General features: G+C 44.1%; 23 protein-coding genes. 20 read left to right on the forward strand and 3 right to left on the reverse strand.

Annotated elements, in window-relative coordinates; all coding sequences use genetic code 11:
* Positions 1–4: 4 nt before the first annotated feature.
* The gene (locus tag RTP55_RS03715) at positions 5–1,114 is read right to left on the reverse strand and encodes an alpha/beta fold hydrolase (RefSeq protein ID WP_312384304.1); all 1,110 of its coding nucleotides are present in this window, start codon (positions 1,112–1,114) and stop codon (positions 5–7) included.
* A 183-nt stretch (positions 1,115–1,297) separates the two neighbouring features.
* On the reverse strand, positions 1,298–2,218 hold the full coding sequence (locus RTP55_RS03720) for a polyprenyl synthetase family protein (protein ID WP_312384588.1): 921 nt from the start codon (positions 2,216–2,218) through the stop codon (positions 1,298–1,300).
* Positions 2,219–2,658: 440 nt separating this feature from the next.
* Between RTP55_RS03720 and rplU the strand changes: the two genes are divergently transcribed.
* From rplU to RTP55_RS03805, 17 genes are all read left to right on the forward strand, one after another.
* Entirely contained in the window at positions 2,659–2,970 is a 312-nt protein-coding gene (rplU, locus tag RTP55_RS03725) for a 50S ribosomal protein L21 (protein WP_062334263.1), read from the forward strand.
* Positions 2,971–3,010: 40 nt separating this feature from the next.
* Entirely contained in the window at positions 3,011–3,274 is a 264-nt protein-coding gene (gene rpmA, locus RTP55_RS03730; RefSeq protein WP_036591251.1) for a 50S ribosomal protein L27, read from the forward strand.
* Positions 3,275–3,629: 355 nt separating this feature from the next.
* A complete protein-coding gene (gene lolA / locus RTP55_RS03735) occupies positions 3,630–4,319 on the forward strand; it encodes an outer membrane lipoprotein periplasmic chaperone LolA (RefSeq protein ID WP_312384308.1) in 690 nt (229 codons plus the stop codon).
* Positions 4,320–4,847: 528 nt separating this feature from the next.
* Positions 4,848–5,381: an NADH-quinone oxidoreductase subunit A gene (gene ndhC / locus RTP55_RS03740; RefSeq protein ID WP_159374373.1), complete on the forward strand. Its 534-nt coding sequence runs from the start codon at positions 4,848–4,850 to the stop codon at positions 5,379–5,381.
* 93 nt (positions 5,382–5,474) lie between these two features.
* Positions 5,475–6,137, forward strand: a complete 663-nt coding sequence (locus tag RTP55_RS03745; protein WP_060996372.1) for a NuoB/complex I 20 kDa subunit family protein — start codon at positions 5,475–5,477, stop codon at positions 6,135–6,137.
* 127 nt (positions 6,138–6,264) lie between these two features.
* Positions 6,265–8,067 (forward strand): NADH-quinone oxidoreductase subunit C/D, encoded by a 1,803-nt coding sequence (gene nuoC / locus RTP55_RS03750; protein ID WP_409418410.1) that lies wholly within the window; start codon positions 6,265–6,267, stop codon positions 8,065–8,067.
* 13 nt (positions 8,068–8,080) lie between these two features.
* A complete protein-coding gene (nuoE, locus tag RTP55_RS03755) occupies positions 8,081–8,590 on the forward strand; it encodes an NADH-quinone oxidoreductase subunit NuoE (protein WP_007115470.1) in 510 nt (169 codons plus the stop codon).
* Positions 8,587–10,059 (forward strand): NADH-quinone oxidoreductase subunit NuoF, encoded by a 1,473-nt coding sequence (gene nuoF, locus RTP55_RS03760; RefSeq protein WP_065263348.1) that lies wholly within the window; start codon positions 8,587–8,589, stop codon positions 10,057–10,059. The genes nuoE and nuoF overlap by 4 nt, the downstream gene beginning before the upstream one ends.
* A gap of 9 nt (positions 10,060–10,068) precedes the next feature.
* The gene (gene nuoG / locus RTP55_RS03765) at positions 10,069–13,065 is read left to right on the forward strand and encodes an NADH-quinone oxidoreductase subunit NuoG (protein ID WP_312384311.1); all 2,997 of its coding nucleotides are present in this window, start codon (positions 10,069–10,071) and stop codon (positions 13,063–13,065) included.
* Positions 13,065–14,120 (forward strand): NADH-quinone oxidoreductase subunit NuoH, encoded by a 1,056-nt coding sequence (gene nuoH / locus RTP55_RS03770; protein ID WP_007115473.1) that lies wholly within the window; start codon positions 13,065–13,067, stop codon positions 14,118–14,120. Before nuoG ends, nuoH begins: the two co-directional genes overlap by 1 nt.
* 15 nt (positions 14,121–14,135) lie before the next feature.
* On the forward strand, positions 14,136–14,687 hold the full coding sequence (gene nuoI, locus RTP55_RS03775) for an NADH-quinone oxidoreductase subunit NuoI (protein WP_007115474.1): 552 nt from the start codon (positions 14,136–14,138) through the stop codon (positions 14,685–14,687).
* Positions 14,684–15,328, forward strand: a complete 645-nt coding sequence (nuoJ, locus tag RTP55_RS03780) for an NADH-quinone oxidoreductase subunit J (protein ID WP_312384315.1) — start codon at positions 14,684–14,686, stop codon at positions 15,326–15,328. Before nuoI ends, nuoJ begins: the two co-directional genes overlap by 4 nt.
* A complete protein-coding gene (gene nuoK, locus RTP55_RS03785; protein WP_007115476.1) occupies positions 15,328–15,651 on the forward strand; it encodes an NADH-quinone oxidoreductase subunit NuoK in 324 nt (107 codons plus the stop codon). The genes nuoJ and nuoK overlap by 1 nt, the downstream gene beginning before the upstream one ends.
* Positions 15,652–15,658: 7 nt before the next feature.
* Entirely contained in the window at positions 15,659–17,560 is a 1,902-nt protein-coding gene (nuoL, locus tag RTP55_RS03790) for an NADH-quinone oxidoreductase subunit L (protein ID WP_312384316.1), read from the forward strand.
* Positions 17,561–17,565: 5 nt separating this feature from the next.
* Positions 17,566–19,152 carry an NADH-quinone oxidoreductase subunit M gene (gene nuoM, locus RTP55_RS03795; RefSeq protein WP_065252366.1) on the forward strand — a complete coding sequence of 529 codons (1,587 nt, stop codon included), beginning with the start codon at positions 17,566–17,568 and terminating at the stop codon, positions 19,150–19,152.
* Complete coding sequence (locus RTP55_RS03800; RefSeq protein WP_312384321.1) at positions 19,153–20,673, forward strand: NADH-quinone oxidoreductase subunit N; 1,521 nt, start codon at positions 19,153–19,155, stop codon at positions 20,671–20,673.
* A gap of 95 nt (positions 20,674–20,768) precedes the next feature.
* Complete coding sequence (locus RTP55_RS03805; protein ID WP_312384324.1) at positions 20,769–21,623, forward strand: ferredoxin--NADP reductase; 855 nt, start codon at positions 20,769–20,771, stop codon at positions 21,621–21,623.
* A gap of 88 nt (positions 21,624–21,711) precedes the next feature.
* On the opposite strand, the gene RTP55_RS03810 is transcribed toward RTP55_RS03805, so the two are convergent.
* Positions 21,712–22,428, reverse strand: coding sequence for a hypothetical protein (locus RTP55_RS03810; protein ID WP_312384326.1), 717 nt, complete (start codon positions 22,426–22,428; stop codon positions 21,712–21,714).
* A 275-nt stretch (positions 22,429–22,703) separates the two neighbouring features.
* On the opposite strand from RTP55_RS03810, the gene RTP55_RS03815 reads away from it, so the two are divergent.
* From RTP55_RS03815 to prfB, 3 genes are all read left to right on the forward strand, one after another.
* The gene (locus RTP55_RS03815; protein ID WP_312384590.1) at positions 22,704–23,615 is read left to right on the forward strand and encodes an energy transducer TonB; all 912 of its coding nucleotides are present in this window, start codon (positions 22,704–22,706) and stop codon (positions 23,613–23,615) included.
* Positions 23,616–23,645: 30 nt separating this feature from the next.
* Positions 23,646–24,350, forward strand: a complete 705-nt coding sequence (locus tag RTP55_RS03820; protein WP_312384329.1) for an HAD family hydrolase — start codon at positions 23,646–23,648, stop codon at positions 24,348–24,350.
* Positions 24,351–24,451: 101 nt separating this feature from the next.
* Positions 24,452–25,547, forward strand: a protein-coding gene (gene prfB / locus RTP55_RS03825; protein WP_219330954.1) for a peptide chain release factor 2 whose coding sequence is annotated in 2 segments (ribosomal slippage) — positions 24,452–24,523 and positions 24,525–25,547 — 1,095 coding nt in all. Because the reading frame shifts where the segments join, the coding sequence is not laid out codon by codon here.
* Positions 25,548–25,554: the final 7 nt, after the last annotated feature.

The raw sequence follows: 25,554 nt of genomic DNA on the forward strand, positions 1-25,554 counted from the left end.
ACAATCAATTGATTGGCGCATTGTAACTAAAATGCGCGATAAACTGGCTTGCCAGTTTTTCTATGAGCGCAAGTGGCATGTCGTGACCAAGCTCATCAATTAGTATCAACTGACTGTGCGCAATGTGCTTAGCAAGCGAATAGGCATGACTAAATGGAATGAGTTTGTCTTGTTTGCCATGAATGATGAGGGTGGGCTGGTGGATTTGTTTGTCAATATCGACCAGTGACCCCGTCGCCAAAATCGCCAGTAACTGCCGCTGCGTGCCTTTCGGATAAAAACGTCGTTTAAATAGTTTTTTAGCTTTGCTGAACGCCGCTTGTTCATCAAAGTAATCGGGGCTGGCGATGGTCTTGATGGTTTGCACGAACTGCTGGGTCAATGCGTCAGCATCTTGGCTTTTGGGTAGTGGCTGGGTAAAAGCCCTGATGGCTTCAATAGCGGGTGGGCGCGAAAAGGGTCGATTGTTACTGGTGGATAATAGTCCCAATTTTTCTACTTGGTGGGGATAACGCACTGCCATGATTTGCGCAATCATACCGCCCATCGATTGACCAATCACAAAGTATTTTTTGATCCCCAATATTTTGAGCAGTTGATAGGCATCTTCTGCCATGTCGTACAAATCATACGGAGTTTGCAGGTTTTTAAGCGGTAAACCCAGTCCGAATCTGCCGAGCAATTTGGCTTTATAAATAGGCGAATCATGAGCGGGGGTCAGTTTTTTGTGCTTAAGTTTGCTGGATTTGCCTATGTCGCGATTGTCAAATCGCACGACCCGAAATCCAGCATTGATTAATGCATAGCAAAATTCATTGGGCCATACCAAGCTTTGCGCGCCTAGCCCCATAATCAGTACGATGGTAGGGTGGGTAGGGTCGCCACCGACTTCCACGTAGAATTTATATTTTGGGGTACGCACCTTGGCAGCTTGCATAAAATCCGCGTGTTTGGAAGGTCGAAATTTAATGTCAATGGTGGTGGGGTTAGCAGGGACGATCGTGGCAAGTGATTGAATGGTATCTAATGCCGATAGTTCTTGAGTTTTTTTGGCTTTATCTTCGATAAGTTGTTGTTTAATATCTGATAATGAAGAGGGGATAGTATTAGACATACAGCATCCATAATCTTAAAGCTAACCATCAAAAAGCCATCAATCACAAAATTATTAATGATAAAAGTATCAATCAAAAAACTATCAAAAAATTAGCAAACTTGTATGACGATTTAATGACGTATTATTTACCGCCCATCGAATTGGACATCAAACTGATCACCACACAGCCTTTATTAACAATTAATAAAGCCGTTGGCTGGCAAGCGTCATCAAATCGAGTAAACCTTGGCGATATCGTGAATCAGGTAAGGTTAGCACGGCTTGTCTAGCAATTTCGCTTTCTTGCATCGCTTTGTCACGGCAGTACGCCAGTGCGCCGCTGTTTTTGACAATCTCAATAATCTCGCCCGTGTCTTGCACTTCCCCTGTCTGAATGGCAATCCGCAATTTTTCATGCGTATCACCCGTGGTCATTTCAAGCGCTTTAATCAGCGGCAAGGTTGGCTTGCCCTCAGCAATATCATCACCCACGTTTTTGCCGAGCACCTCACTATCACCGACAAAATCGAGCACGTCATCAATGATTTGGAAGGCATTACCAAAGTGCTGACCAAATATCGCGAAGGCGTCATTGTATTCAGGGCGATTTTCCAAAATAGCCACGCCTTGACTTGCCATCATAAATAGCCGAGAGGTTTTGCCATCGATGATTTTCATATAATCGGCTTCGGTAGCTTGGGGGTCATGCTGATGTTGTAGCTGCAAGACTTCCCCTTCAGCGATATCACAGGTGCCATCTGAGAATAACTGCAATAACGGCAACGAGCCAAAACCCACCAAAAGATTAAATGAACGGGCAATCAGATAGTCACCCACCAACACAGCCGTTGCATTATCCCACGTTGCATTCGCGGTCGGCTTACCACGGCGCATACCTGACGCATCAATCACATCGTCATGTACTAACGTTGCGGTATGCAGCATCTCAGTGATTGCGCCCAAATGCATGGCAGCTTGTGATGGCTGATCGTTACAAATGCGTGAGCAAAGCAGCGAAATGAGCGGGCGCATACGTTTACCGCCTGCGTTGATGACATGCTGACTCACCGACATGACCAGTTTGACTTTGGAGCTTAGACTGCCATACACCTGCTTATCCATAATCTCGAAATCGTCAGCGATAATAGATTGAATCTGCTGATAGGTGACAGGCGTGCTGTTACTGTCTTTGGTAACAGCATTGATAGCAGTGGATGTAGGATTTGATTGTTCATTGTCTAGCATAGGTTGGCTCAAAGCTTGGAGTGAAAATTCGTGAAATTTGGCTTGTGGTGAAAGTCGGCAAAATCATACCACACTGCCGTTTTTTGTGTAAGTTATAGCTGTGTATTTTTATTGGCAACTTGTATTACTGAGCGTCCATGGCGTTGACAAACGCGCAATAATTTATCAGCCAAAATCGACCCCACATCCGTGAAGTTTTACTTGATTTTAAACACTAAAAACGTTAAAATCGCGACCTTATATTTCCCTGTGTATCCGTCGTAGAAGTGTTATCGCCCTTGGTAGCCACGGTGTACGGGTTTATTGGAGCAACCAAGATGTATGCAGTAATCAAAAGTGGTGGTAAACAACATCGCGTCGTTCAAGATGAATTTTTAAAAGTTGAATTGCTAAAAGCTGAAAAAGGCGATACCATCAAAATTGAAGACGTTTTAATGGTCGTTGATGGCAGCGATATCAAAATTGGTCAACCTGTGGTTGCCGGTGCAGTGGTCGAAGCTGAAGTAGTAGAACATGGTCGTGGCGAGAAAGTACGTATTGTAAAACACAAACGTCGTAAACATTACCATAAAGAACAAGGTCACCGTCAATGGTATACTTTGTTAAAAATCAAAGCAATCACTGCTTAATTGACTATTTCAAACACATTAATCTCTAGGAGACATCGACATGGCACATAAAAAAGCCGCAGGTTCTACCCGTAACGGTCGTGATTCAAACCCAAAAATGCTTGGCGTAAAAATCTTTGGCGGTCAACAAGTTGTTGCTGGTAACATCATTGTACGTCAACGTGGTACAGAATTTCACGCAGGTGAAGGTGTAGGTATGGGTCGTGACCATACATTATTTGCTTTAACTGACGGCGTCGTAAAATTTGCCGTTAAAGGTAAATTCAATCGTCGCTACGTATTTGTTGAAGGCGCAGCTGAATAATCACTCAGCTTGTTGTTAAACAAATTAACCCAATAAGTCGCACTTATTGGGTTTTTTATTGCTTATAGCTAAGCGTGTTAATGGGCTTTGGATAGTCTTCAATGGTTTGGCAGTGGTTAGTCATTATCTAGTCAAAACTTTCTTATCACTCAGCTATTGTTACATTTGTTACAACTTCAACAACAATCATTGCATGGGGCGTCTAGTAGGGTAAGAAAAATTTAGCGACAATATCTGTCAGCGAATTTAGCTTAACTTGTTAATTTTTAATTTGTTGATTAGCATGCTGGGCTAATATTATTTTTGAATACTTTTGCTAAACTTTTAACAATTTTTATTGAATGAGGAACCTACTATGACAACATCTACCAATAAAATTATCAATAAATTAGCCAAGGCTACATTATCAGCATTATTGATTACCAGCATGCCGATGACAGTCGCTATGCAATCAGCCAATGCCGCTGTCGCCAATTCATCAACTGCGGCAACAAACTTAAACAACCTACTTAAAAATGTCAAAAGCATGACCGCCAATTTTAGTCAAACCACCTCTGGCACAGGCGGCAAGGGCTTAAGTAAAGCATCAAGAAATTTCTCAGGTACCATGGCTGTGCAACGTCCAAACCAGTTTCGTTGGCAGATTGATGGCACGGCATCGCAGTTGATTGTTGCCAATGGCAATACGCTTTGGGTGTACGATAAAGACTTAAATCAAGCGACCAAGCAAAGCGTGAGCAATCAAGTAGGGGATACCCCAGCACTGATTTTGTCAGGCGATCCTAGCAAAATCGCCAATAGTTTTAATGTGACCCAGCCGATTGCCTCAAAAAATTATTATGTGTTGTATCCAAAAAGTGGCAATGCCAACTTTAAAAGCTTAGGTATCGCTTTTAACGGCGGTAATCCTGTGATGATGGTATTAAATGATAATTTGGGACAAACCACCACTATTCGATTCTCAAATGTGAAACGCAATGCCTCAATTGCTAGTAATCAATTTAGCTTCACGCCACCTAAAGGCGTGGATGTGATTAACCAATAAGTATTTAACTATTTTATTCAATACCTTATTTAAATGATTTTTGGCTGATAAACCCTGCTTATGGCAGGGTTTTTTTGCTAAAGTGTTGCTATTTAATTAACGGTTAATTACCGGAAGATTGAAGCCTGCTACTAGCATTTTTTACATAAAATGAGTAAACTATCCGTGTTTTAGCCAGTTAACAGCAATATATAGTTACTTTTGTTAAAATACGCATTTTTATAAAGTGATGTGATGCTACTTTATATTAGGTTTTCATCGTGGTTTTAGCAATATATTTGACTAGCCTGTTTAGTAACTAGCCAATCACTCACCGATTACAATAATGGTCAATGGATGTGCAGCGGGGCAGCTTGTTAGCTGGTACGAGGTAATCTTAAGGAAAATAGTTCTTAAGACGTTATCTGCCATCGTCTTTGTGATATTACGCTTGAGCCAGACGGGCTTGGTGGAAATATCAAAAATATCGTCCCAACTTGAATTGCTTAACCTACGTAACGGTTAGTCGTATTGCCCAGGAGTATCCTCATGATTCCAGTCATTGATTGGTCTGCAATTGTATTTATTTTGGCAGCCATAGGACTTTGTATTTTCATGCTTGTTGTACCAAGATTGTTAGGTGGTACTTCTAAAGGCTTTCAAAAGCAAGAAAATTTCGAGTCGGGTGTGGTCAGTGCTGGTTCTGCCAGAATCCGTTTATCTGCAAAATTCTATATCGTCGCTATCTTCTTTGTTATCTTTGACTTAGAAGCATTATATCTATATACCTATGCGGTATCGGTCAGAGAAGCAGGTTGGCTGGGATTTTGGACCGTTGTGCTGTTTGTGGTAGAGCTGTTAATCGGTCTATATTATCTGCTCAAACTAGGGGCACTTAACTGGTCACCTGCTGACAAAAAGCCTAAACCAAAACGTTTGGCTGCTGCGCCTGCGGGCTTTAATCTGGCGGATATTACCCGCTTTAATGGTGTTGAAGAGTTAGAAATTGATCCGACTGGTAAAATCCCTGCACAGTTGTCTGGCGCAATGAACCAAAACCCAAACAATAACGCTGTAAAATAATAATCCGACTTTGTAATCTGTGTTGCAAGGTCTTTTGCATTTGTAGTGACATAGAGCGAAATCCTGCTTTAAAAATCAAGGTGATCGAGCATTATGAAATATACATTAACCAAAGCCAATCCAGATGCCGACAGATTTCCCGCCCAAACTCGTCAAATTATTGACGAAGAGGAAGTCAATAAAAACGTCGTCATGACGCGATTAGAAGATTTGACCCATAGCCTTGCAAACTGGGGTCGTAAGCATTCGTTGTGGCCATTTAACTTTGGCACCTCGTGCTGCTATGTAGAATACGCAACGACATTAACAGGCGTGCATGACTTGTCGCGCTTTGGCGCTGAGGTTATTCGCGCGTCACCACGCCAAGCTGACGTGATGATTGTGGCCGGTACTTGCTTTATGAAGATGGCGCCTGTTATTCAGCGTCTCTACGAGCAAATGCTTGAGCCTAAATGGGTCATCTCAATGGGTGCCTGTGCCAATTCAGGCGGCATGTACGATGTGTATTCAGTGGTGCAAGGCGTTGATAAAATCATTCCCGTCGATGTGTATATCCCTGGTTGCCCACCCCGTCCAGAAGCTTTGATTCAAGCCATCATGCTGCTGCAAGAATCGATTACTAAAGAACGCCGTCCACTCGGTATTCATGTCAATGACCAAGGTATCTACCAACCTGTCATGCAGCCAGAACGTGACCGTAAACAAGCCGATCGCATCGCGGTCAAAAATCTACGCAGCCCAGATAACATTGATTAATGCTAGAGATTGATTAATGCTAGAGTCAATCTCTGGATAGATTTAGGATGAATTTTCGCTAAGTGAAAGCTTAGCGAATTGCGTTCAAAACAAAAAAGGTATTCCACTACCTTCTTAATAATTGTGAATGAGGAAAGTGCCACTCATGGTAACGGTAACTGATAATCAAGCACAAACTGATGTCCCAGCAGTGATTGCAGAATTAAATCGCAAGTTTGAGGGGCAGTTTGTTGTACAAAAAACCTTTGACGCTTTTCCCACTATTTGGGTCAGCCGTGAACAGGTCATCGAAGTACTCATGTACCTTCGCACCTTGCCACAGCCTTACGTGATGTTACTGGATATTTCAGCGATTGATGAGCGCTTACGCCAGCATCGTAAAGACAGGGATGGCAATGCCTTGCCTGACAGTGATTTCACCGTGTTCTATCATCTAATGTCGTTAGAGCGCAACACAGACATCCGTATCAAAGTGGCGCTCAAAGAATCTGATTTACACATCCCTACGGCAACCCGCATTTGGCCCAATGCCAACTGGTATGAGCGCGAAGCGTGGGATATGTTTGGTATTACCTTTGATGGTCACCCCCATTTAACCCGTATTTTATTGCCAAAATACTGGGAAGGTCATCCACTGCGTAAAGAATACGCCTCTCGTGCAACTGAAGTACCGCCTTATTATCTCGATAAAGGCAAGCAGATGTTTGAGCAGGAGAACCTACGATTTATCCCAGAAGAGTGGGGCATGAAACGTAGTGGTCGTGACGAAGACTTTATGTTCCTAAACTTGGGTCCTAACCACCCTTCTGCGCACGGTGCCTTTCGCGTTGTGCTTCAGTTAGATGGTGAAGAGGTCATCGACTGTATTCCAGATATTGGTTATCACCATCGCGGCGCTGAAAAAATCGCCGAACGTCAAACTTGGCATTCATTTATTCCTTACACTGACCGTATCGATTATCTTGGCGGGGTGATGAATGAATTACCCTACATCATGTCAGTGGAAAAATTGGCAGGCATTACGGTGCCGGATCGCGCGAATACCATTCGTATCATGATGAGTGAGTTCTTCCGTATCACCAATAATTTGCTGTACTGGGGCACCTTCATTCAGGATGCGGGCGGTATGACGCCAGTATTTTATATGTTCGCCGACCGTCAAAAAGCGTATGATGTGATTGAAGCGGTAACCGGTTATCGTATGCATCCAGCGTGGTTTCGTATCGGCGGTACCGCGATGGACTTGCCAAACGGCTGGCACAAACTGGTTCGTGAATTCTTAGATTGGATGCCAAAACGTATCGATGAATACGTCAAAGCTACCATGAAAAACAAGGTGCTACAACTTCGTACCCAAAACGTTGCCCAATACGATGCTAAATCTGCACTGGCTTGGGGCGTATCAGGTCATGGACTTCGTGCCACCGGTATCCCTTACGATGTACGTAAAGCGCGTCCTTATCTTGGCTATGAAAATTTTGATTTTGAAGTGCCAATTGAGTTTAATGGCGATGCGTATGACCGCTGTTTGGTCAAAATTGAAGAGATTCGTCAGTCACTGCGTATCATTGAGCAATGTCTCAATAACATGCCAATGGGGGCATACAAAGCCGACCACCCACTGGCTGTCCCACCACCCAAAGACCGCACCTTAAATGACATTGAGACCTTGATTAACCACTTTATCTCAGTATCGTGGGGTCCTGTTATGCCAGAAGGCGAGTCCTCCTTTATGGTGGAAGCAGTGAAAGGTATTACCAACTATTATATTACGTCTGATCGCTCAACCATGAGTTACCGTACCCGTATTCGTACACCGACCTTTGCCCACTTACAGCAAATGCCGTCAGTGATTAATGGTAGCTTGGTATCTGACTTAATTATTTATCTAGCGTCAATTGACGTTGTTATGGCAGACGTTGACCGTTAGGAGAAAACCACCGATGAAGATTGTAACTGATAAAACCCCAAAGGTGGATGTCGCAAGCATTCTAACCGAAGCAGAAATTCACGACATTCATGAATTTATGCATCATTACCCACAAAGCCGCGCGGCATCCCTTGATGCGCTAAAAATTGTCCAACGCCGTAACGGCTGGGTGGATGATGCACAAGTCAACGCGATTGCTAATATCTTAAAAATCCCAGTCACCGATGTGGAAGGGGTTGCAACATTTTATAACCGTATCTACCGCTCACCGGTTGGTCGTCATGTGATTTTGGTCTGTGACTCGATTGGTTGTTATCTGGTAGGTGCAGAGAATTTAGGTCAAGCCTTTGAGCGTACCTTAGGTATTAGTTTTGGTCAAACCACCCCAGACAATCGTTTTACCTTGTTACCCATTTGTTGTTTGGGTAACTGTGATAAAGGTCCAGCGGTTTTGATTGATGAAGATACCTACGGTCCTGTCCAAATTGAAGAGATTGCTGAATTGCTGGAGCAATACGCATGAATATAACCCGTCAAATTAATAATCGAAAAATTGGCAAATCACCCAGTCAATTGGGCGAGCAAAGCATTCCTATTTATGGTGACAAAGCGACAGCCACCAGTGAGACCAAGCCCCTGACTTGGCGTTTGGCGCATTATGACTCAGTGCTAGATTTGGCAACTTATGAAAGCCTAAAAGGGTTTGAAGGTTTAAAAAATGCCTTGGCTAAATCTGCCAAAGAAGTGGGCAACATGATTAAAGATGCCAACGTGCGTGGACGTGGCGGTGCAGGCTTTAATGCAGGTCTTAAATGGACCTTTATGACGCCACCGGATGGCGGACCCCGTTACTTGATTTGTAACGCAGATGAGATGGAGCCAGGCACGTTTAAAGACCGTCTATTGATGGAGCGCCTACCATTTCAGCTGATTGAAGGGATGATTATCTCAGGTTATGCCATTGGCGCAACCGCAGGGTATATTTTTATCCGTGGTGAGTACATTGAAGCCGCCAAACGCCTAAATAATGCATTGGATGAGTGCCGTGCCAAAGGGTATTTAGGTGATAATATCTTAGGTTCAGGCTATAGCTTTGATTTACACGTGCATACCGGTGCAGGCCGTTATATCTGTGGTGAAGAAACTGCGCTCATTAACTCGCTTGAAGGTCGCCGTGCCAATCCACGTACTAAGCCACCCTTCCCACAAGTATCAGGGGCATGGGGTCGTCCCACTGTGGTCAATAACGTAGAGTCTTTAAACAACATGCCGGGCATCATGCTGCATGGCGTAGAATGGTATAAAGGCTTGGCACAAGGCAAATCAGAAAACCCCGGCACCAAAATCATGGGTTGTTCAGGTCTAGTCAATGAGCCCGGTCTATGGGAACTGCCATTTGGTACCACCGCTCGCGAAATTATTTTTGATTATGCCAAAGGCATGAAAGATGGGCGTAAATTAAAAGCTTGGTTACCAGGCGGTGCGTCAACTGACTTCTTAACCGCCAGTGATGAGCATTTAGACCTACCCATGGACTTTGAACCCATCATGAAAGCAGGTAGCCGTTTAGGTACCTGCTTGATTATGGTGGTAGATGAATCGCAAGATATGGTGTCACTGTCGCTCAATTTGCAAAAATTCTTTGCCCGCGAATCCTGCGGTTGGTGTACGCCTTGCCGTGATGGTTTGCCATGGGGGGTCAAAACCTTGCATGCCATCGATACAGGCAATGGTCAACCTGTCGATATTGACGTGCTGCGCCAATTGACCAAAGATTTGTGGTTAGGTAAAACCTTCTGCGCCCACGCACCGGGTGCGGTTGAGCCATTACAAAGTGCGTTAAAATACTTTTTACCAGAATTTGAAGCCAAAATTGGTAACAATGTGGCGCCTGAAGAACAATTGTCCCCAACGGGCGTGCCTTCATCTGCAAATAGCGGAAAAGTTGAAGTGTATCAACCCGTTAAGACCACCAATGGGCAATCAGTGTAAGGAATTAGCATGGCAATTATTCATATAGACGGTCAAGACGTCGAAGTTGATGGTGCCGATAACTTGCTACAAGCTTGTTTATCGCTTGGCATCGATATCCCTTATTTTTGTTATCACCCTGCATTGGGCTCGGTGGGTTCTTGCCGTCAATGTGCCGTCAAGCAATATAATAACAAAGAAGATTATGAAGCGGGTCGTGGTCGTTTGGTCATGTCGTGTATGGTCAATCCGACCCCAGACATGTGGATCTCAGTGACGGATGCAGAAGTCAAAAACTTCCGTAAAAGCTTGGTTGAGTTCTTAATGACTAACCACCCCCATGACTGTCCAACCTGTGAAGAGGGCGGTCATTGTCACTTGCAAGATATGACCTACATGTCAGGTCACAATCATCGTAAATACCGCTTTACTAAACGTACCCACCAAAACCAAGACTTGGGTCCATTTATCAATCATGAGATGAACCGCTGTATCGCGTGTTATCGCTGCGTGCGTTATTACAAAGACTATGCAGGTGGTGAAGATTTGGGCGTTTACGCATCAGCAAGCCGTGTGTACTTTGGTCGTGATAAAGACGGTCAGTTTGAAAGTGAATTCTCAGGTAACCTCACCGAAGTTTGTCCAACTGGGGTATTTACTGACAAAACTCACTCAGAGCGCTACAATCGTAAATGGGACATGCAATATGCACCAAGCATTTGTCATGGCTGTTCGGCAGGTTGTAATATCTCAGCGGGTGAGCGCTATGGCGAATTGCGCCGTATCGAAAACCGTTTTAATGGGGAAGTCAACGCTTACTTCTTATGTGACCGTGGTCGTTTCGGCTATGGCTATGTTAACCGCCAAGACCGCCCAATTCAAGCGGTTGAAACACTCAACGGTAAACAAACCAATCTGAGCATTGACCATACTATTGATGCCATCAAAAACCGGTTACAAGGCAAAAAAGCCATCGGTATTGGTTCACCTGTTGCCAGCCTTGAATCAAACTATGCCCTAAAACGCTTAGTCGGTGCCGAAAATTTTAGCATTGGTATTAGCAAACAAGAAAAAACTGTGGTACAAAAATGTATCGATGTGTTGACCACAGAAAATATCCATAATCCAAGCATGCGTGAGATTGAGGATTATGATGCGGTATTGATTTTGGGTGAAGATATTACCCAAACCAGTCCGCGTATTGCACTGGCAGTACGCCAAGCGGCAAAAAATCGCGCCAAACAAATGGCAGATGCACTAAAAACGCCAGATTTCTTGGCAGAGCCTGTGGCTCGTATCGGTCAAAAAGACTACAGCCCAATCTTTATTGTGGATGTCAAAGATACGCGCCTTGATGATATTGCCAAAGTAAGCTGCGTTGCTACCCCAAGCGATATCGCTGAACTAGGCTTTAGCATTGCTGAGCACATGAAAACGTTGGCTACCTCACAATTACCAAAAGATTTGGTCATCGATGAAGACGATAATGCTGATATGCAAGCATTTGCTAAACATATCGCGCAGACGCTACTTAAAGCAACCAAACCCCTTATCATCTCAGGCTCATCACTGTACCACACTGCTATCATAGAAGCGGCGGCACAAATTGCCAATATCGCCGAACAAAAACGCGGTGAAGTGGTCATCTATGAAAAAGGCGTGGTTGACGCCCACAACGTCCAAGTGGATGCAGAGATTGCCAAAATCGATGCAGAGCAAGCCAAACTCAAACAAGAGATGGATGAAGCGGCATTTGCTGAACAAGCTAAGCAAGTTAAACGCCCAAGCCGTATGAACCCGACCAAAGGCTATCAAGAAAAAGCAGGTTTGTACTTGTCAGTACCTGCTGCCAATAGCATAGGCGTCAACTTACTCGGTGGTAAAGCGATTGATGAATTAGGTGATGATGCCGATGTGGTGATTGTCATGGAAAATGACATCAGCCGCCGTCTAACCGCTGAGCAAATGAACCAATTGGTAGCCAACAAATCACTGATTGTACTTGATCATGAAGCTTACCAATGGCATAACCATGCAGATGTGATGGTACCTGTAGCAACCTTTGCAGAAGCAGACGGTACACTAATCTCAGCAGAAGGTCGTGCACAGCGTTTCTTCCAAGTTTATGATCCTGTTTACTATCGCCCGCAAAGTATGGTCAAAGAAAGCTGGCGTTGGTTACATGCAGTAGAGTCTGAGCTCAATGGCCGTGCGATTGACTGGACGCAGCTTGATGATGTGATTACTGCAATCGCAGACACCAATCCACAATTAGCCGCAATCAGACAAGCAGCGCCATCAGCCGATTACCGTATTACCGGTCTAAAAGTCGCGCGTGAGCCACGCCGTTATTCAGGTCGTACGGCGATGCGTGCACCGATTTCTGTGCATGAGCCAGAGCAGCCAAAAGATATCGATACGGGCCTAACCTTCTCCCAAGAAGGTTATGTGGGCACCCAAACGGATTCAGCAATGATTCCATTTGCTTGGTCAGCAGGTTGGAACTCACCGCAAGCTTGGAATAAATACCAAGATAAAGTGGGTGGTCATTTAAAACATGGCGATCCAGGCGTGCGTATTTTCGATGCGTTAACCGCATTGCCAAAACGTGAGTATATTGCGCCTGCGGCAGCTAGCCAACAAGGTTCAAGCCAGCTAGTGCCTGTGTATAATATTTTTGCTAGTGATGAATTAACCGCCCGTAGTGAAGTGGTCGCCTCACAATTGATGCCAGCTGCTTTTAGTGTATCAACGGATGATGCCGATAAATGGCAGCTGCAATCAGGTGATATGTTAACGGTCACAGTGAAGGGTGTAGCGACTACATTACCTGTGCAGCTTGTCGATTACTTAGCCGAAAGCTGTGTGGGCTATCCTGTGGGTCAGGCGGGTGCATTAGAAGCCTTGCTAGCGCAGCCTTATACCGACATCAGTATCGTAAAATCAGCAACTACCAACACTGTCGTACCACCAGCAGCTAATAATGGTGGCGTGACAGCTCAAGTAACTCCAGGGGAGGGGGTATAATGGATTATTCTGTTAGACAGATGCCCGATTTACCTGCATGGCTGGCTGGGGTAATGTCCCCTGAAGCTTGGTCAATTGTATTTTTGGCAGTGCAATCAATTGTTATTTTCTTGGCGGTGGTGATTTTTGCCGCGTTGATGATTCCTTATGAACGTCGCATGTTGGCACTTTGGCAAGACCGTTATGGTCCAAACCGTGTGGGTTGGCAAGGTTCGCTACAAGTAGCCGCGGATATGCTCAAAATCTTCTTTAAAGAAGACTGGACCCCCAAATTTGCCGATAAATTTATCTTTGTCTTGGCGCCTGCGATTTCATTGTTTACCGCTTTAGCCGCTTATATCATTGTACCAGTTACGCCATCACTCGGTGGCGCAGACTGGAGCATCGGTATTTTGTTCTTCTTTGCGATGGCAGGGTTGGCGGTTTATGCCGTGATGTTTGGTGGCTGGGCATCAGCCAATAAATATGCCTTGCTTGGTGGTCTACGCTCTGCTGCCCAAACCATTAGTTATGAAGTCTTTCTCGGATTATCGCTAATGGGTGTGGTGGCGTTGGCAGGGTCATTTAACTTACGCGATATCGTATACTCACAAGCCGGTGGTTTTTGGCACTGGAATGTATTTGGTCAAATTTTAGGGTTTTTAACCTTTATGGTCGCAGGTGTGGCAGTTACCCACCGTTTCCCATTTGACCAGCCAGAAGCAGAGCAAGAATTGGCAGAAGGTTACCATGTTGAATACTCAGGTATGAAATTTGGTATGTTCTTTGTCGGTGAGTATGTGAATATCGTGTTGGTATCATCGCTGATTACTATTTTATTCTTTGGTGGTTGGTTGCCATTATTTGATGGACTGAGTTTTATCCCGCCGATTATTTGGTTCATGTTAAAAACGCTATTTTTTATGACCATGTTTGTATTGGCGCGTGGGGCGCTGATGCGTCCACGTTATGACCAAGTAATGAACTTTGGCTGGAAAATTTGTCTACCCATTACCTTGATTAATTTACTCGCGACGGCGGCCTATGTATTATGGCGCACCCATGGTGTAGGGTAAGGTGGAGATTAACGTATGTATTTGACTATGGTAAAAAACACGATTACGGGTTTTGGCTCAATTCTGCGCACCCTAATCATGGTCGCAAGCCATGCGACCCGTAAACGTGATACGATTTTATACCCAGAACAACCTGTTCCTGTACCGCCGCGTTTTCGGGGGCGTATTGTACTGACACGTGACCCGGATGGGGATGAGCGCTGTGTGGCCTGTAATTTATGTGCTGTCGCTTGCCCGGTGGGCTGTATTTCACTGCAAAAAGCGGAACGTGAAGACGGACGCTGGTATCCAGAGTTTTTCCGTATTAATTTTTCGCGTTGTATCTTTTGTGGTATGTGTGAAGAAGCGTGCCCGACAACGGCTATTCAGATGACGCCAGATTTTGAGCTGGGTGAATACAACCGTCAAAACTTGGTGTATGAAAAAGAGCATTTGTTAATTTCAGGCCCGGGTAAATTTCCTGACTATAATTATTACCGTGTGACTGGGATGGCGACCAAAGATAAACCTAAAGGGGCACACCAAAATGAGTCTGCGCCGATTGATTTACGGAGTTTATTGCCATGATAACCGGAGCAACGATAGGGTTTTATTTATTAGCGATTGTCGCTATTTTGGCTAGTTTGCGCGTGATTACTCGTACCAATCCTGTGCATGCGTTATTAAACATGATTGTCACGCTGCTGGCGTTATCAGGTATTTTCTTTGCCTTAGGTGCGCCATTTGCCGGTGCGCTTGAAATCATCGTTTATGCGGGTGCGATTATGGTATTGTTCGTTTTTGTGGTGATGATGCTGAACTTAGGCACCCAAACTACCTTAGAAGAAGAAAGCTGGTTATCATCCTCGGCTTGGGCAGTACCGGCAGGACTTGCATTTATTGTGGGTTTGACCTTGTTTAGTTTGATTGGCATGAAACATGGTTTTGAAGGAATGATGCCAGCGTTTATCGGGGTAGAGCCAGTTACGGCAAAAATGATCGGTGCCAAATTATTTACTGAATATTTATTGTTGGTCGAAATTGCAGGGTTTTTATTACTAGCGGGTTTGGTGGCGGCTTATCATTTGGCAAAATCTGCCTTGGATGATGAAAACGAAAGTCATAACAGTGAGCTTGGTAATACCATACAACCTGCCTTAACGAAGTTTATTGATAGAGAGCCCAGCCAACCGGCTGTGTTACGCGAAGTTCAGGAGGAGAAGGCATAATGGGACACTTTCCATTAGAGCATGTGCCATTAGAGCACGGTCTAATCTTGTCAGCGATTTTGTTTGCCATTGGTTTTTGTGGTGTGATGGTACGACGTAATTTTTTGTTTATGTTGATGAGTCTTGAGATTATGATGAATGCTGCTGCCTTAGCATTTGTAGTGGCAGGTAGTCGCTGGGTCAGTCCTGACGGACAAATTATGTTTATTTTGGTGCTAACTTTGGCAGCCGCTGAAGTCGCAATTGGGTTGGCTATTCTTTTACAGTTTTATCATAAGCGTGGTCATTTAGATGTCGATACGGCAAATGAGATGAAAGGGTGAAATCAAAATGAGTATGTTACCTTTAACCTTTATGCTGCCGCTGATTGGCTTTCTGATTCTAGCGACCATGCGTGACCGCTTAAGCGAAAACGCAGCCGCAGTGGTCGGTGTCGGTAGTATGGGTTTGGCTGCTTTGTGTGCCTTGATGGCAGGCAGTGATTTTTTAATGAACCACCCACAAGGCGCTGTCATTAATCAGCCATTGTGGACGTGGATGCAAGTCGGTAGTTTTGCCCCAAAATTTGGTCTTATGCTGGATGGTTTGGGCGTGACCATGATGGGCGTGATTACCGGTGTCGGTTTTTTAATTCATATTTTCGCATCATGGTATATGCGCGGTGAAACAGGCTACGCAAGATTTTTTAGCTATATGAACCTGTTCGTCGCAAGTATGTTGTTACTTGTGCTTGCTGACAATTTAGTGCTGTTGTACTTAGGTTGGGAAGGCGTTGGTATCTGTTCTTATTTATTAATTGGTTTTTATTATCACAAGCGCGCCAACGGCCGTGCTGCGATGAAAGCCTTTACCGTAACCCGTGTGGGTGATGTGTTCTTAGCGTTTGGCTTATTTTTGTTGTTCCGTGAATTGGGTACGTTAAATATCTCAGATATCAATGCCAATGTATCGCAAATGCTAACGTCGGCAGGGTCAACGGTGACGATTTTTGGTCATAGCTATCCTACTATCAAAGTTGCGGCTGTGATGCTAGTGCTTGGTGCGATGGGTAAATCTGCACAAATTCCGCTACATTCTTGGCTTGCTGATGCGATGGCAGGTCCTACGCCTGTTTCAGCCTTGATTCATGCGGCAACGATGGTTACCGCAGGTGTGTATTTAATTGCCCGTTTACATCCTGTGTTCTTATTGACCCCTGACGTGTTGGCAAGTTGGGTGGGTATCGTTGGGGCAACAACATTGTTGGTTGCTGGTTTCTGTGCGCTTGCACAAACCGATATCAAACGTATCTTAGCTTATTCGACCATGAGTCAAATCGGCTATATGTTCTTGGCATTAGGGGTAGGCGCTTGGCAAGTTGCGATTTTCCACTTGATGACCCATGCGTTCTTTAAAGCTTTATTATTTCTAGGGTCAGGCGCTGTTATCTTGGCTTACCATCATGAGCAAAACATCTTTAAAATGGGTGGGTTATTTTATAAAAATAAATTTCTATTTGCGGTGTTTGCGATTGGGGGTGGGGCACTTGCTGCGATTCCTTGGATTACAGTGGGTTATTACTCAAAAGATGAAATCATTTGGGAAACCTTCGCATCAGGTCATATGAATTTATTTTGGATGGCAGTAGTAGGTGCGTTTTTAACCTCGATTTATACGTTTCGTATGATTTGGATTGTGTTCTTTGGTGAAGAAAAAACGCCTATTCACGATCTTAAAGGTTGGACATACTGGCTGCCGCTTGCGGTATTGTTGGTGCTATCAACTGCAGTGGGGGCGATGATTCATCCACCATTAGCAGGCGTATTGCCACAAAGTTTTAGCGTGATTCATCCTGAGGTAGAATCCGGTAAGCACACGGCAGAAATGATTGTGATGGCTGCGATGTTGGCGGGCTTGATTGTGGGTGCTTTCTTGTTTGCCCTAGATAAAGGTCGCATCGTGAGTAAGTTTAACCAAACAGGTTTGGGCCGTGCGCTTAATTACTGGTGCTATCATGGTTTAGGCTTTGATGCTTTGTATGACATTGTATTTGTTAAACCATTCTTATTGATTGGTAAATTAATTAAAATTGACCCGATTGACCGCACTTGGAATATTTTACCAGCCCTATCGCTGGCAGGTAACCGAGTGGCGACATGGTTCCAATCTGGCTCGATTCGTGGGTATGCTGCAAGCTTCGGTCTTGGCATGGCAGTATTGTTGGTGTTGGTAATGATGATGATAGGGAAGTAACAGTTATGCAAAATAATCTCTTATTACCCGCCTTGATATTTATTCCAATCATTGCAGGTTTTCTGTGCTGGTTGGTTGAAAAAGTTGATGAACGTTTTCCTCGTTGGATTGCGTTTCTTGGCATGCTATTAACGTTTTTGATTACGGTAGCTATTTGGCAAAACGGTAACTTTATTGGTTCAGCACAAACCATTGCGGAAGTGACTGCTAAACCGACTTGGTTGGCAGAGTTTCAACTATCTTGGATGCCCTCATTGGGGGTCAGTTTCCATCTAGCTATTGATGGGTTATCGCTGTTGATGGTGAGCCTAACAGCCTTCTTAGGTATGATGGCGGTGGCGTGTTCATGGGGTGAGATTACTCGCCGTGTGGGCTTCTTCCATCTTAATCTACTTTGGAGCTTGGGCGGTGTTATTGGTGTTTTCCTAGCAATCGATATGTTCTTGTTCTTCTTCTTTTGGGAGATGATGTTAGTTCCTATCTATTTCTTGATTGCAATCTGGGGACACAATGCGATTGGTGGTAAAACCAAAGAATATGCCGCAACCAAATTCTTTATTTATACCCAAGCATCGGGTCTGATTATGTTGATTGGTATTTTGATTTTGGTGATGATTCATGCATCAACGACAGGTCAAATAACTTTTAACTATATGGACTTGCTCGGTACAGATCTTGGCAAATGGCAATATCCAATCATGCTGATGTTCTTTATTGGCTTTGCGGTTAAATTACCAATTTTCCCACTGCATGGCTGGTTACCCGATGCGCACGCACAAGCACCGACTGCAGGCTCGGTCGATTTGGCTGGTATTTTGATTAAAACTGCGGCGTATGGTTTATTGCGGTTTGTCCTACCATTATTCCCAGAAGCCAGTGCTCAGTTTGCACCGATTGCGATTACCTTGGGCGGTATTGGTATTTTTTATGGGGCTTGGCTTGCGTTTATGCAGCAAGATATCAAGCGGTTACTGGCTTATACCAGTATTTCACACATGGGTTTTGTGGTACTTGCGTTGTATGCCGGTACCTTAATTAGTTTCCAAGGCTTGATGATTCAAATGTTGGCACATGGTCTTAGTTCAGCGGCATTATTTATCATGAGCGGTCAGCTTTATGAGCGTCTACATACCCGTGATTTGAGCCAAATGGGTGGTATGTGGGGTCAAATGCGTTATTACCCACCGTTACTTATGTTCTTTGCCGCGGCATTATTAGGTATTCCAGGTACCGGTAACTTTATCGGTGAGTTCTTAATTCTTCTAGGGTCTTTTGCCTCGCATCCTGTGGCAGTGGTGTTTGCAACCTTTAGCTTAGTCGTTGCAGGTTTATACGCATTAATTATGATTTATAAAGCATTATTTGGTACGCCGACAGCGACGATTGAAAAAATGTCACCGATGCGTGATATTAATGCGCGTGAAGCGGCAATCTTGTTGGTGCTTGCGTTTGGTTTAATATGGTTAGGTCTATATCCGCAATCATTCTTAGATACCTCTGATCACAGTATGCAGTGGATTAGTGAGGCATATCATGTCCAGCAAGTTGTACCTACTTCTCAAGAGCCATTTGCTCATATGGAGGTAAAATAGATGAATCCTATTATTCCATTTGCTAGCAATGTGCTCATGCCATTGTTTCCAATGATTTTAATTTCAATTACCACGGTAGTGGTGATGATTGCCATCGCCATGAAGCGTTCAAATTTTGTGGCAGGTACCATCAGTGTGATTGGCCTTAATGCCGCCTTGTTTGTTGTCCTTATACAATTATTGGGTGGCAATCCTGATAGCATGTTGCATGGTCTGTATGAATTATTTACGCCATCGCAAGGCTTGATTGCTCCCTTATTTGTGGTGGATAGCTTTGCCCAGTTCAATATGGTGATTATTTTAATCAGCTCATTGGCGTGTTTTACCTTGGCGTATGGTTACATTGAGGGCTATGGTGACAACAAAGAAGAATTGTATTTGCTAATGCTTATCTCAACATTGGGCGCGCTGTTTATGGTATGCGCTGATAACTTAGCCTCTTTCTTTGTCAGCTTAGAGTTATTGTCGGTACCGCTATATGGTATGTTGGCTTATACTTATGCGCGTGGTAAATCATTAGAAGCAGGTTTCAAATACCTCATTTTATCGGCGACAGCCTCTGCTACCATGTTGATGGGTATGGCACTGATCTACTCAAACACAGGTACTTTATCCTTCCGTCAAATTGGTATGGCAATCGTACCCATGTTTCAAAATGGTATGATTATGCCGATTTTGGTGGTGGGGACTGCATTAATGTTATTTGGTATTGCCTTTAAACTCTCAGCAGTACCATTCCATACTTGGACGCCAGACGTTTACCAAGGTGCGCCTGCGCCTGTGGCAACTTTCTTGGGCAGTGTTTCCAAAGTAGCTATGATGGCGCTAGGATTACGTTTCTTATTGTCTACGGCGACCTTAGCCTTGCCAGCAATCAATACCTTGATTGTGGTGATTGCCAGTTTATCGATGATTATCGGTAACGTACTGGCGCTTCGTCAGCACAATATAAAACGTCTGTTAGCCTATTCATCTATTGCGCACATCGGCTATGTGTTAGCGATTATCAGCGCCGTAAAAGTTGAATCAGCAGGTTTTGTCAGCCTTTACATGGCAGTGTATGCGTTTACCACCATTGGTGCGTTCGGTGTCGTGACTATCATGTCAAGCCCGTACAAACGTCAAGGTGAAGCAGAGTTAGTTGAAAACTTCCAAGGGATTTTTTGGCAACGTCCTGTGCTAACTGCCGTATTGACTGTGATGCTATTATCATTGGCAGGTATTCCATTGACCGCCGGGTTTATCAGCAAATTCTTTGCGATTTTTGCTACGGTTTCAGCGCAAAGTTGGTGGCTCACTGCCATGATTATCGTGGGTAGTGCAATTAGCTTGTATTACTATCTAAATCTTATGGTCACCTTGTTTAGACGTCCCCAAGAAGTACAGCCGCACGATGCGGTCAATCATTGGGGTATTCAAGCAGGCGGCATCATGGTGTTGTTGGTGACGTTAGCGGTATTGTACTTCGGTATTTTCCCCGAAACATTATCAAAAATTATCACGCTAGTTCGTATGTATTAATCCAATTTTAAGACTGCGACATAAAAAAGCGTATCTTAGCTCATTAAGGTACGCTTTTTTGTTTATAATGATGCAAAAAAAATGGTCAAGATAACATGTCAGATGATAAAAGTATTCGCGTTAAAGTGATTGAAGTGACCCGTTGGGCACCCACCTTGCTAAGTTTTAAAGTCACGCGTCCCGATGGCTTTAAATTTACCGCAGGGCAATTTGTTAGGCTCGGTATCCATGGCAAAGATTTGCAATATTTTGCACAAAACCATGAGACCAAGTTAATAACTTCTGAGACACAAGATTATGAGACGAAAGGTCAGCACGTTGACCTTGATGGCTATGTGTTTCGCGCCTATTCCGTCGCATCTTCACCCTATGATGAATTTATTGAATTTTTTTCGGTCGTCATTCCTGAAGGGGAATTCACCAGTAAGGTTAATCATATCCAAGTGGGCGATAGTTTATTGCTCAATACCACGCCATTTGGCTATTTGACCTTAGCCCGCTACCAGTTACCCCTACCCAATGATTTGTGGTTGCTGGCAACAGGCACGGGTTTAGCACCATTTTTATCGATTTTAAAGACCATTGATGTATGGCAGCAATATCAGCGCATTATTTTGGTTTACAGCGCACGCACCTCGCAAGAGCTTGCTTATCAAGAGGAGATTGGCTCAATTAAGTCAATCTATGGCGACAATGGAGCAGCGTTTGTATTTTTGCCCATTGTCACGCGGGAAGCGGATTATGCCGGAGAAAAAGCGCGGGTTCCTAACTTGATAGTGTCGGGAAAATTAACCCAGTTGGTAGGGCAAAAACTGGATAAAGCGCGCAGTCACGTGATGCTGTGTGGTAATCCACAGATGGTCGAAGATACCAAAGAAGCGTTAAAATCAATTGGATTGACCATGAATCGCCGCGGCGAAGGCAATATCGCCGTTGAAAACTATTGGTAAACACCTCGTTAATTGGCAAAGCACAATCGGTAAAAAATCAGTAGAGCAAAAGCGGTAAAGGATGAGGTTTGATACCGATGAAAAAATTCTAAGCCGCTTTTGTGGCGTTAGTGGTCACTGCAGGATTATCCGCTTCGGTAATCAATTGGTCATTACTACCTATATTGAGAATTTCACCGACGTTGGCATTGGCTCTCAGCAGTAGTTGCTGTTCAGCAAGATAGCCATGATTAACTTGCACTTTGCGCAGCGTTGCCATGATTTTTTCGTTCTTCTTCAGCCAGCGACCAATATCGAGATACAAGATATCATCTTTTTGGTGCACCAAATTGATTTTCTCCAAAATCATGCCGAGGGGGTCTTTCTTTAACACCCGTTTGAAAAACCAAAGCGCCGCATGAATCGCTTTTGATTTAACATAGGAATCTGAATACAAGCTAATGACATCGGTGTCAGTCAGTTGCTGAAATACCAAGCGCTGGCGATAACGGTCAAATTGGGCATGTACCACACCCAAGTTGACAGCAAGGTCAGCGAAAATGCCATTATAGTTAATCGTTGCATACAGTCGAAGCCAGCCTTCATGAATCTCTAGATGCATACTCAATATCGCTTTGACTTTTTCAACCACAAATTTTTGAATGGCATCGTTCAGCTGCTTTTCGGTGGCGGGCACGATAAACTCTTGACTGGCAAAATCTTCGATTTTTTCATACCACGTTTGCGATTTTTGCATCAGTTCACGTGCGATTTCTTCAGAATGGGTGGCAAAAAATTCATCCAGTTGCGTTTTGCTCGTTATCACTATCGTTTCTCAGTTTTTTATATTTGGATTGAAAGCTATTATTGTAGTCAGTTTTTGGGCATTGTAAAGTTGCTAATCATAAAGTCACTGACCAGTCTACAAAAAATCTTTTACCAGTAATTGGTAAATATTGATTGCTAATGGCGTATGAATTTAGCTTCAGCCAATGTTTGATTTAATCTATAATATCTGCGCGTTATAATACATGAGTGATTTGTATTTTTTTAGCAAGGTTGTAGAGATAGCGTCATCATCGTTTAAAGGGTTATATTTTGGTGTATAGCAAAGACAGTCACCGTGATGTTTTTCATAAGTTAATGCCACATACTGCGGCTTGCAAAGACAGCGTCATGCTATTTGCTACCATTACGGCAGTGGCAATTCATGCGGCTGTTATTTTTGGTATCCAATTTGAAGATAAAAGCTCACCAACCGCAGCGGTGCAAGAAGTCACCACGGTGTTGACCGAAAATCTGCAAAAGAATGAGAAAGCCGATTTTATCGCCAATGCCGGCCAGCAAGGTGGCGGTGAGTCCAACGAAAAGCTACGGCTTGAAAATAATACCATAAGCCCCTTACAAGACGAAGCAATCAATGACACCGATGATATCGTGAGTCAAGAACGCCAAACGCGTCAAGAAGCATTTCAAGAAAGTTATCTACGTACCACGTTAAGCTTTGAAAAAATCCGCAGAGAAAATAACATTAAAAAACAAGACGATAGCGAAAATCTAGCCGCGCAAGAACAACGGGTACAGGCACAAATTGCCACCCTTGAAACCAAAATCAGCAGTAACCGCCAATTACTAGCCAAAAAATCTGCGGTCAAAACTATCAGCAGTAACTCCACCACCACGGGTGAAGCCGCACGCTATATCGAGAATTTTCGCCAACAAGCCTATCATATTGGCAACCAGCAATATCCCCAAGAAGCCCGCGCCAAAGGCATCAAAGGTGATGTCATGCTGATGGTGATTATCGAGCCTAACGGGCAAGTCAAATCCATCAAAGTGTTACAGTCATCAGGCGCTACCATCTTGGATGAAGCAGCAAAAAATTCGGTGCGTAAAGCCGCGCCATTTGGTAAGTTCTCAAAACAAATGCAAGATTATTTGGAGCTGCGCATTATCCGTACCTGGCGATTTGGTGATACCTTAACCGTCGATGACCAAAACCCCGCAATTTAACTTTTCACTAACCATGCTAAAGGCTGTCCTATGTCAACCGTACTACACAAAGAATTGGCGCTATTTGACCTCGATAACACCCTCATTGATACCGATAGTGACTATATGTGGGGCGAGTTTTTGGTCAAACATCATCTGGTAGAAGAATCGCTGTATCGTGCTAAAAATCGGGAGTTTTATGAGCACTATATCGCAGGGACGCTCGATGCGGTCGTCTATAACGAGTTTGTGGCAGGCTTTTTAAAACAGCATACCTTAGCGCAGTTGCACCAGTGGCGTGAGCAATATTTACAAGAAGAAATCGCGCCAAAAGTGCGTCCAAAAGCGGTTAACGCTATCCAATCACATTTACAAGCAGGGCACGATGTAGTAGTGATTTCCGCCACCAATGCCTTTGTGGTCAAAGCGATTGCTAACAAATTATTTTTGGTAGAGGAAGATAATATTTTAGCCACTGAACTAGAAGTCACCGAGCAGGGGTACACGGGTAAGGTCGCAGGGCAGCCAAACTTTAAAGAAGGCAAAATCATTCATTTAAAAAATTGGATTGCTCAAAAAAATGCGCAAGGCATAACATACACCAAAACTTATGCCTATTCGGATTCAAAAAATGATTTGCCGCTATTAGAATGGGCAGATGTGGCGATTGCGGTATGCCCCGATGATACTCTACACGCGCATGCCTTAGCGCATCATTGGGCAGTGGAAGATTGGTCGATAAAAGCACAGGCGTAGTAGGCGGCAGCTAAGATGAATGGCGACAGCTAAGATGAATCCAGTAACAGATTCAGGTATAATGGCGCATTTTTCATAGTAACACGTTAAGGTAACCTCACATGGAAATCAACCCGTATTTAGAGCATATCAAAGACTTAACTGACCGTGGCAACCAGCTTCGGGGGTATCTTTGACATCGAAGCCAAGCAAGAGCGTTTGGAAGAAGTCAATTTAGAGCTTGAAAACCCAGAACTGTGGAACGACCCAGAGCGTGCCACCAAAATCAGTAAAGAAAAATCGCAGCTTGATAATGTCATTGGCGTGATTACCGCTTTAGATGATAAGTTAGAAGACGCCACAGCCATGATTGACTTAGCGGTGGAAGCCGATGATGCGACGCTACTGGCAGACGTACAAGCGGAACTCGATGAGGCCGAAGCCAAAGTCGCAGATTTAGAGTTTAAACGTATGTTTAGCGGTGAGATGGATGGCAACAACTGCTATGTTGATATCCAGTCAGGCTCAGGCGGTACCGAAGCCCAAGACTGGGCAGAGATGCTGCTGCGGATGTATTTGCGCTGGTGTGAATCACATGGCTTTAAAGCCGAAATCATGGAACTATCAGCAGGTGGGGTCGCAGGGATTAAAAGCGCATCGATTCATGTCAAAGGTGACTATGCGTTTGGCTGGTTACGTACCGAAATCGGCGTGCATCGTTTGGTGAGAAAATCACCGTTTGATAGCAACAACGGTCGCCACACGTCGTTTGCGGCGGTGTTTGTATCGCCTGAAATTGATGATAATATCGAGATTGATATCAATCCTGCCGATTTACGCATCGATACTTATCGCTCAAGCGGTGCAGGCGGTCAGCACGTTAATACCACCGACTCTGCGGTACGTATCACCCACCAACCGACAGGGATTGTGGTTGCGTGTCAAAATGAACGTAGCCAACATGCTAACAAAGACACGGCAATGAAAATGCTACGCGCCAAACTGTACGAGCGTGAAATGATGCAGCGTATGGAAAAGCAACAAGCGCTAGAAGAAACCAAATCGGATATTGGTTGGGGTAGTCAAATTCGCTCGTATGTGCTCGATGACTCGCGGATTAAGGATTTGCGTACAGGGGTGGAAACGTCCAATACCCAAGCGGTGCTAGATGGCGACCTTGATAAATTTATCGAAGCGAGCCTAAAAGCAGGGCTTTGATTTAACT

This window comes from Moraxella sp. CTOTU47579 (genome assembly GCF_032004885.1).
GTDB classification, from domain to species: Bacteria; Pseudomonadota; Gammaproteobacteria; order Pseudomonadales; family Moraxellaceae; genus Faucicola; species Faucicola tetraodonis.

Excerpts from the sequence above, each read along its gene's own strand:
- RTP55_RS03720 (WP_312384588.1), bottom strand. The coding sequence starts at position 2,218 with ATGGATAAGCAGGTGTATGGCAGTCTAAGCTCCAAAGTCAAACTGGTC.
- rplU (WP_062334263.1), top strand. The coding sequence starts at position 2,659 with ATGTATGCAGTAATCAAAAGTGGTGGTAAACAACATCGCGTCGTTCAA.
- nuoI (WP_007115474.1), top strand. The coding sequence starts at position 14,136 with ATGTATTTGACTATGGTAAAAAACACGATTACGGGTTTTGGCTCAATT.
- RTP55_RS03800 (WP_312384321.1), top strand. The coding sequence starts at position 19,153 with ATGAATCCTATTATTCCATTTGCTAGCAATGTGCTCATGCCATTGTTT.
- nuoJ (WP_312384315.1), top strand. The coding sequence starts at position 14,684 with ATGATAACCGGAGCAACGATAGGGTTTTATTTATTAGCGATTGTCGCT.
- nuoE (WP_007115470.1), top strand. The coding sequence starts at position 8,081 with ATGAAGATTGTAACTGATAAAACCCCAAAGGTGGATGTCGCAAGCATT.
- RTP55_RS03715 (WP_312384304.1), bottom strand. The coding sequence starts at position 1,114 with ATGTCTAATACTATCCCCTCTTCATTATCAGATATTAAACAACAACTT.
- nuoG (WP_312384311.1), top strand. The coding sequence starts at position 10,069 with ATGGCAATTATTCATATAGACGGTCAAGACGTCGAAGTTGATGGTGCC.
- RTP55_RS03820 (WP_312384329.1), top strand. The coding sequence starts at position 23,646 with ATGTCAACCGTACTACACAAAGAATTGGCGCTATTTGACCTCGATAAC.
- RTP55_RS03805 (WP_312384324.1), top strand. The coding sequence starts at position 20,769 with ATGTCAGATGATAAAAGTATTCGCGTTAAAGTGATTGAAGTGACCCGT.
- nuoC (WP_409418410.1), top strand. The coding sequence starts at position 6,265 with ATGAGGAAAGTGCCACTCATGGTAACGGTAACTGATAATCAAGCACAA.
- ndhC (WP_159374373.1), top strand. The coding sequence starts at position 4,848 with ATGATTCCAGTCATTGATTGGTCTGCAATTGTATTTATTTTGGCAGCC.
- nuoF (WP_065263348.1), top strand. The coding sequence starts at position 8,587 with ATGAATATAACCCGTCAAATTAATAATCGAAAAATTGGCAAATCACCC.
- RTP55_RS03745 (WP_060996372.1), top strand. The coding sequence starts at position 5,475 with ATGAAATATACATTAACCAAAGCCAATCCAGATGCCGACAGATTTCCC.
- rpmA (WP_036591251.1), top strand. The coding sequence starts at position 3,011 with ATGGCACATAAAAAAGCCGCAGGTTCTACCCGTAACGGTCGTGATTCA.
- lolA (WP_312384308.1), top strand. The coding sequence starts at position 3,630 with ATGACAACATCTACCAATAAAATTATCAATAAATTAGCCAAGGCTACA.
- nuoL (WP_312384316.1), top strand. The coding sequence starts at position 15,659 with ATGAGTATGTTACCTTTAACCTTTATGCTGCCGCTGATTGGCTTTCTG.
- nuoH (WP_007115473.1), top strand. The coding sequence starts at position 13,065 with ATGGATTATTCTGTTAGACAGATGCCCGATTTACCTGCATGGCTGGCT.
- nuoM (WP_065252366.1), top strand. The coding sequence starts at position 17,566 with ATGCAAAATAATCTCTTATTACCCGCCTTGATATTTATTCCAATCATT.
- nuoK (WP_007115476.1), top strand. The coding sequence starts at position 15,328 with ATGGGACACTTTCCATTAGAGCATGTGCCATTAGAGCACGGTCTAATC.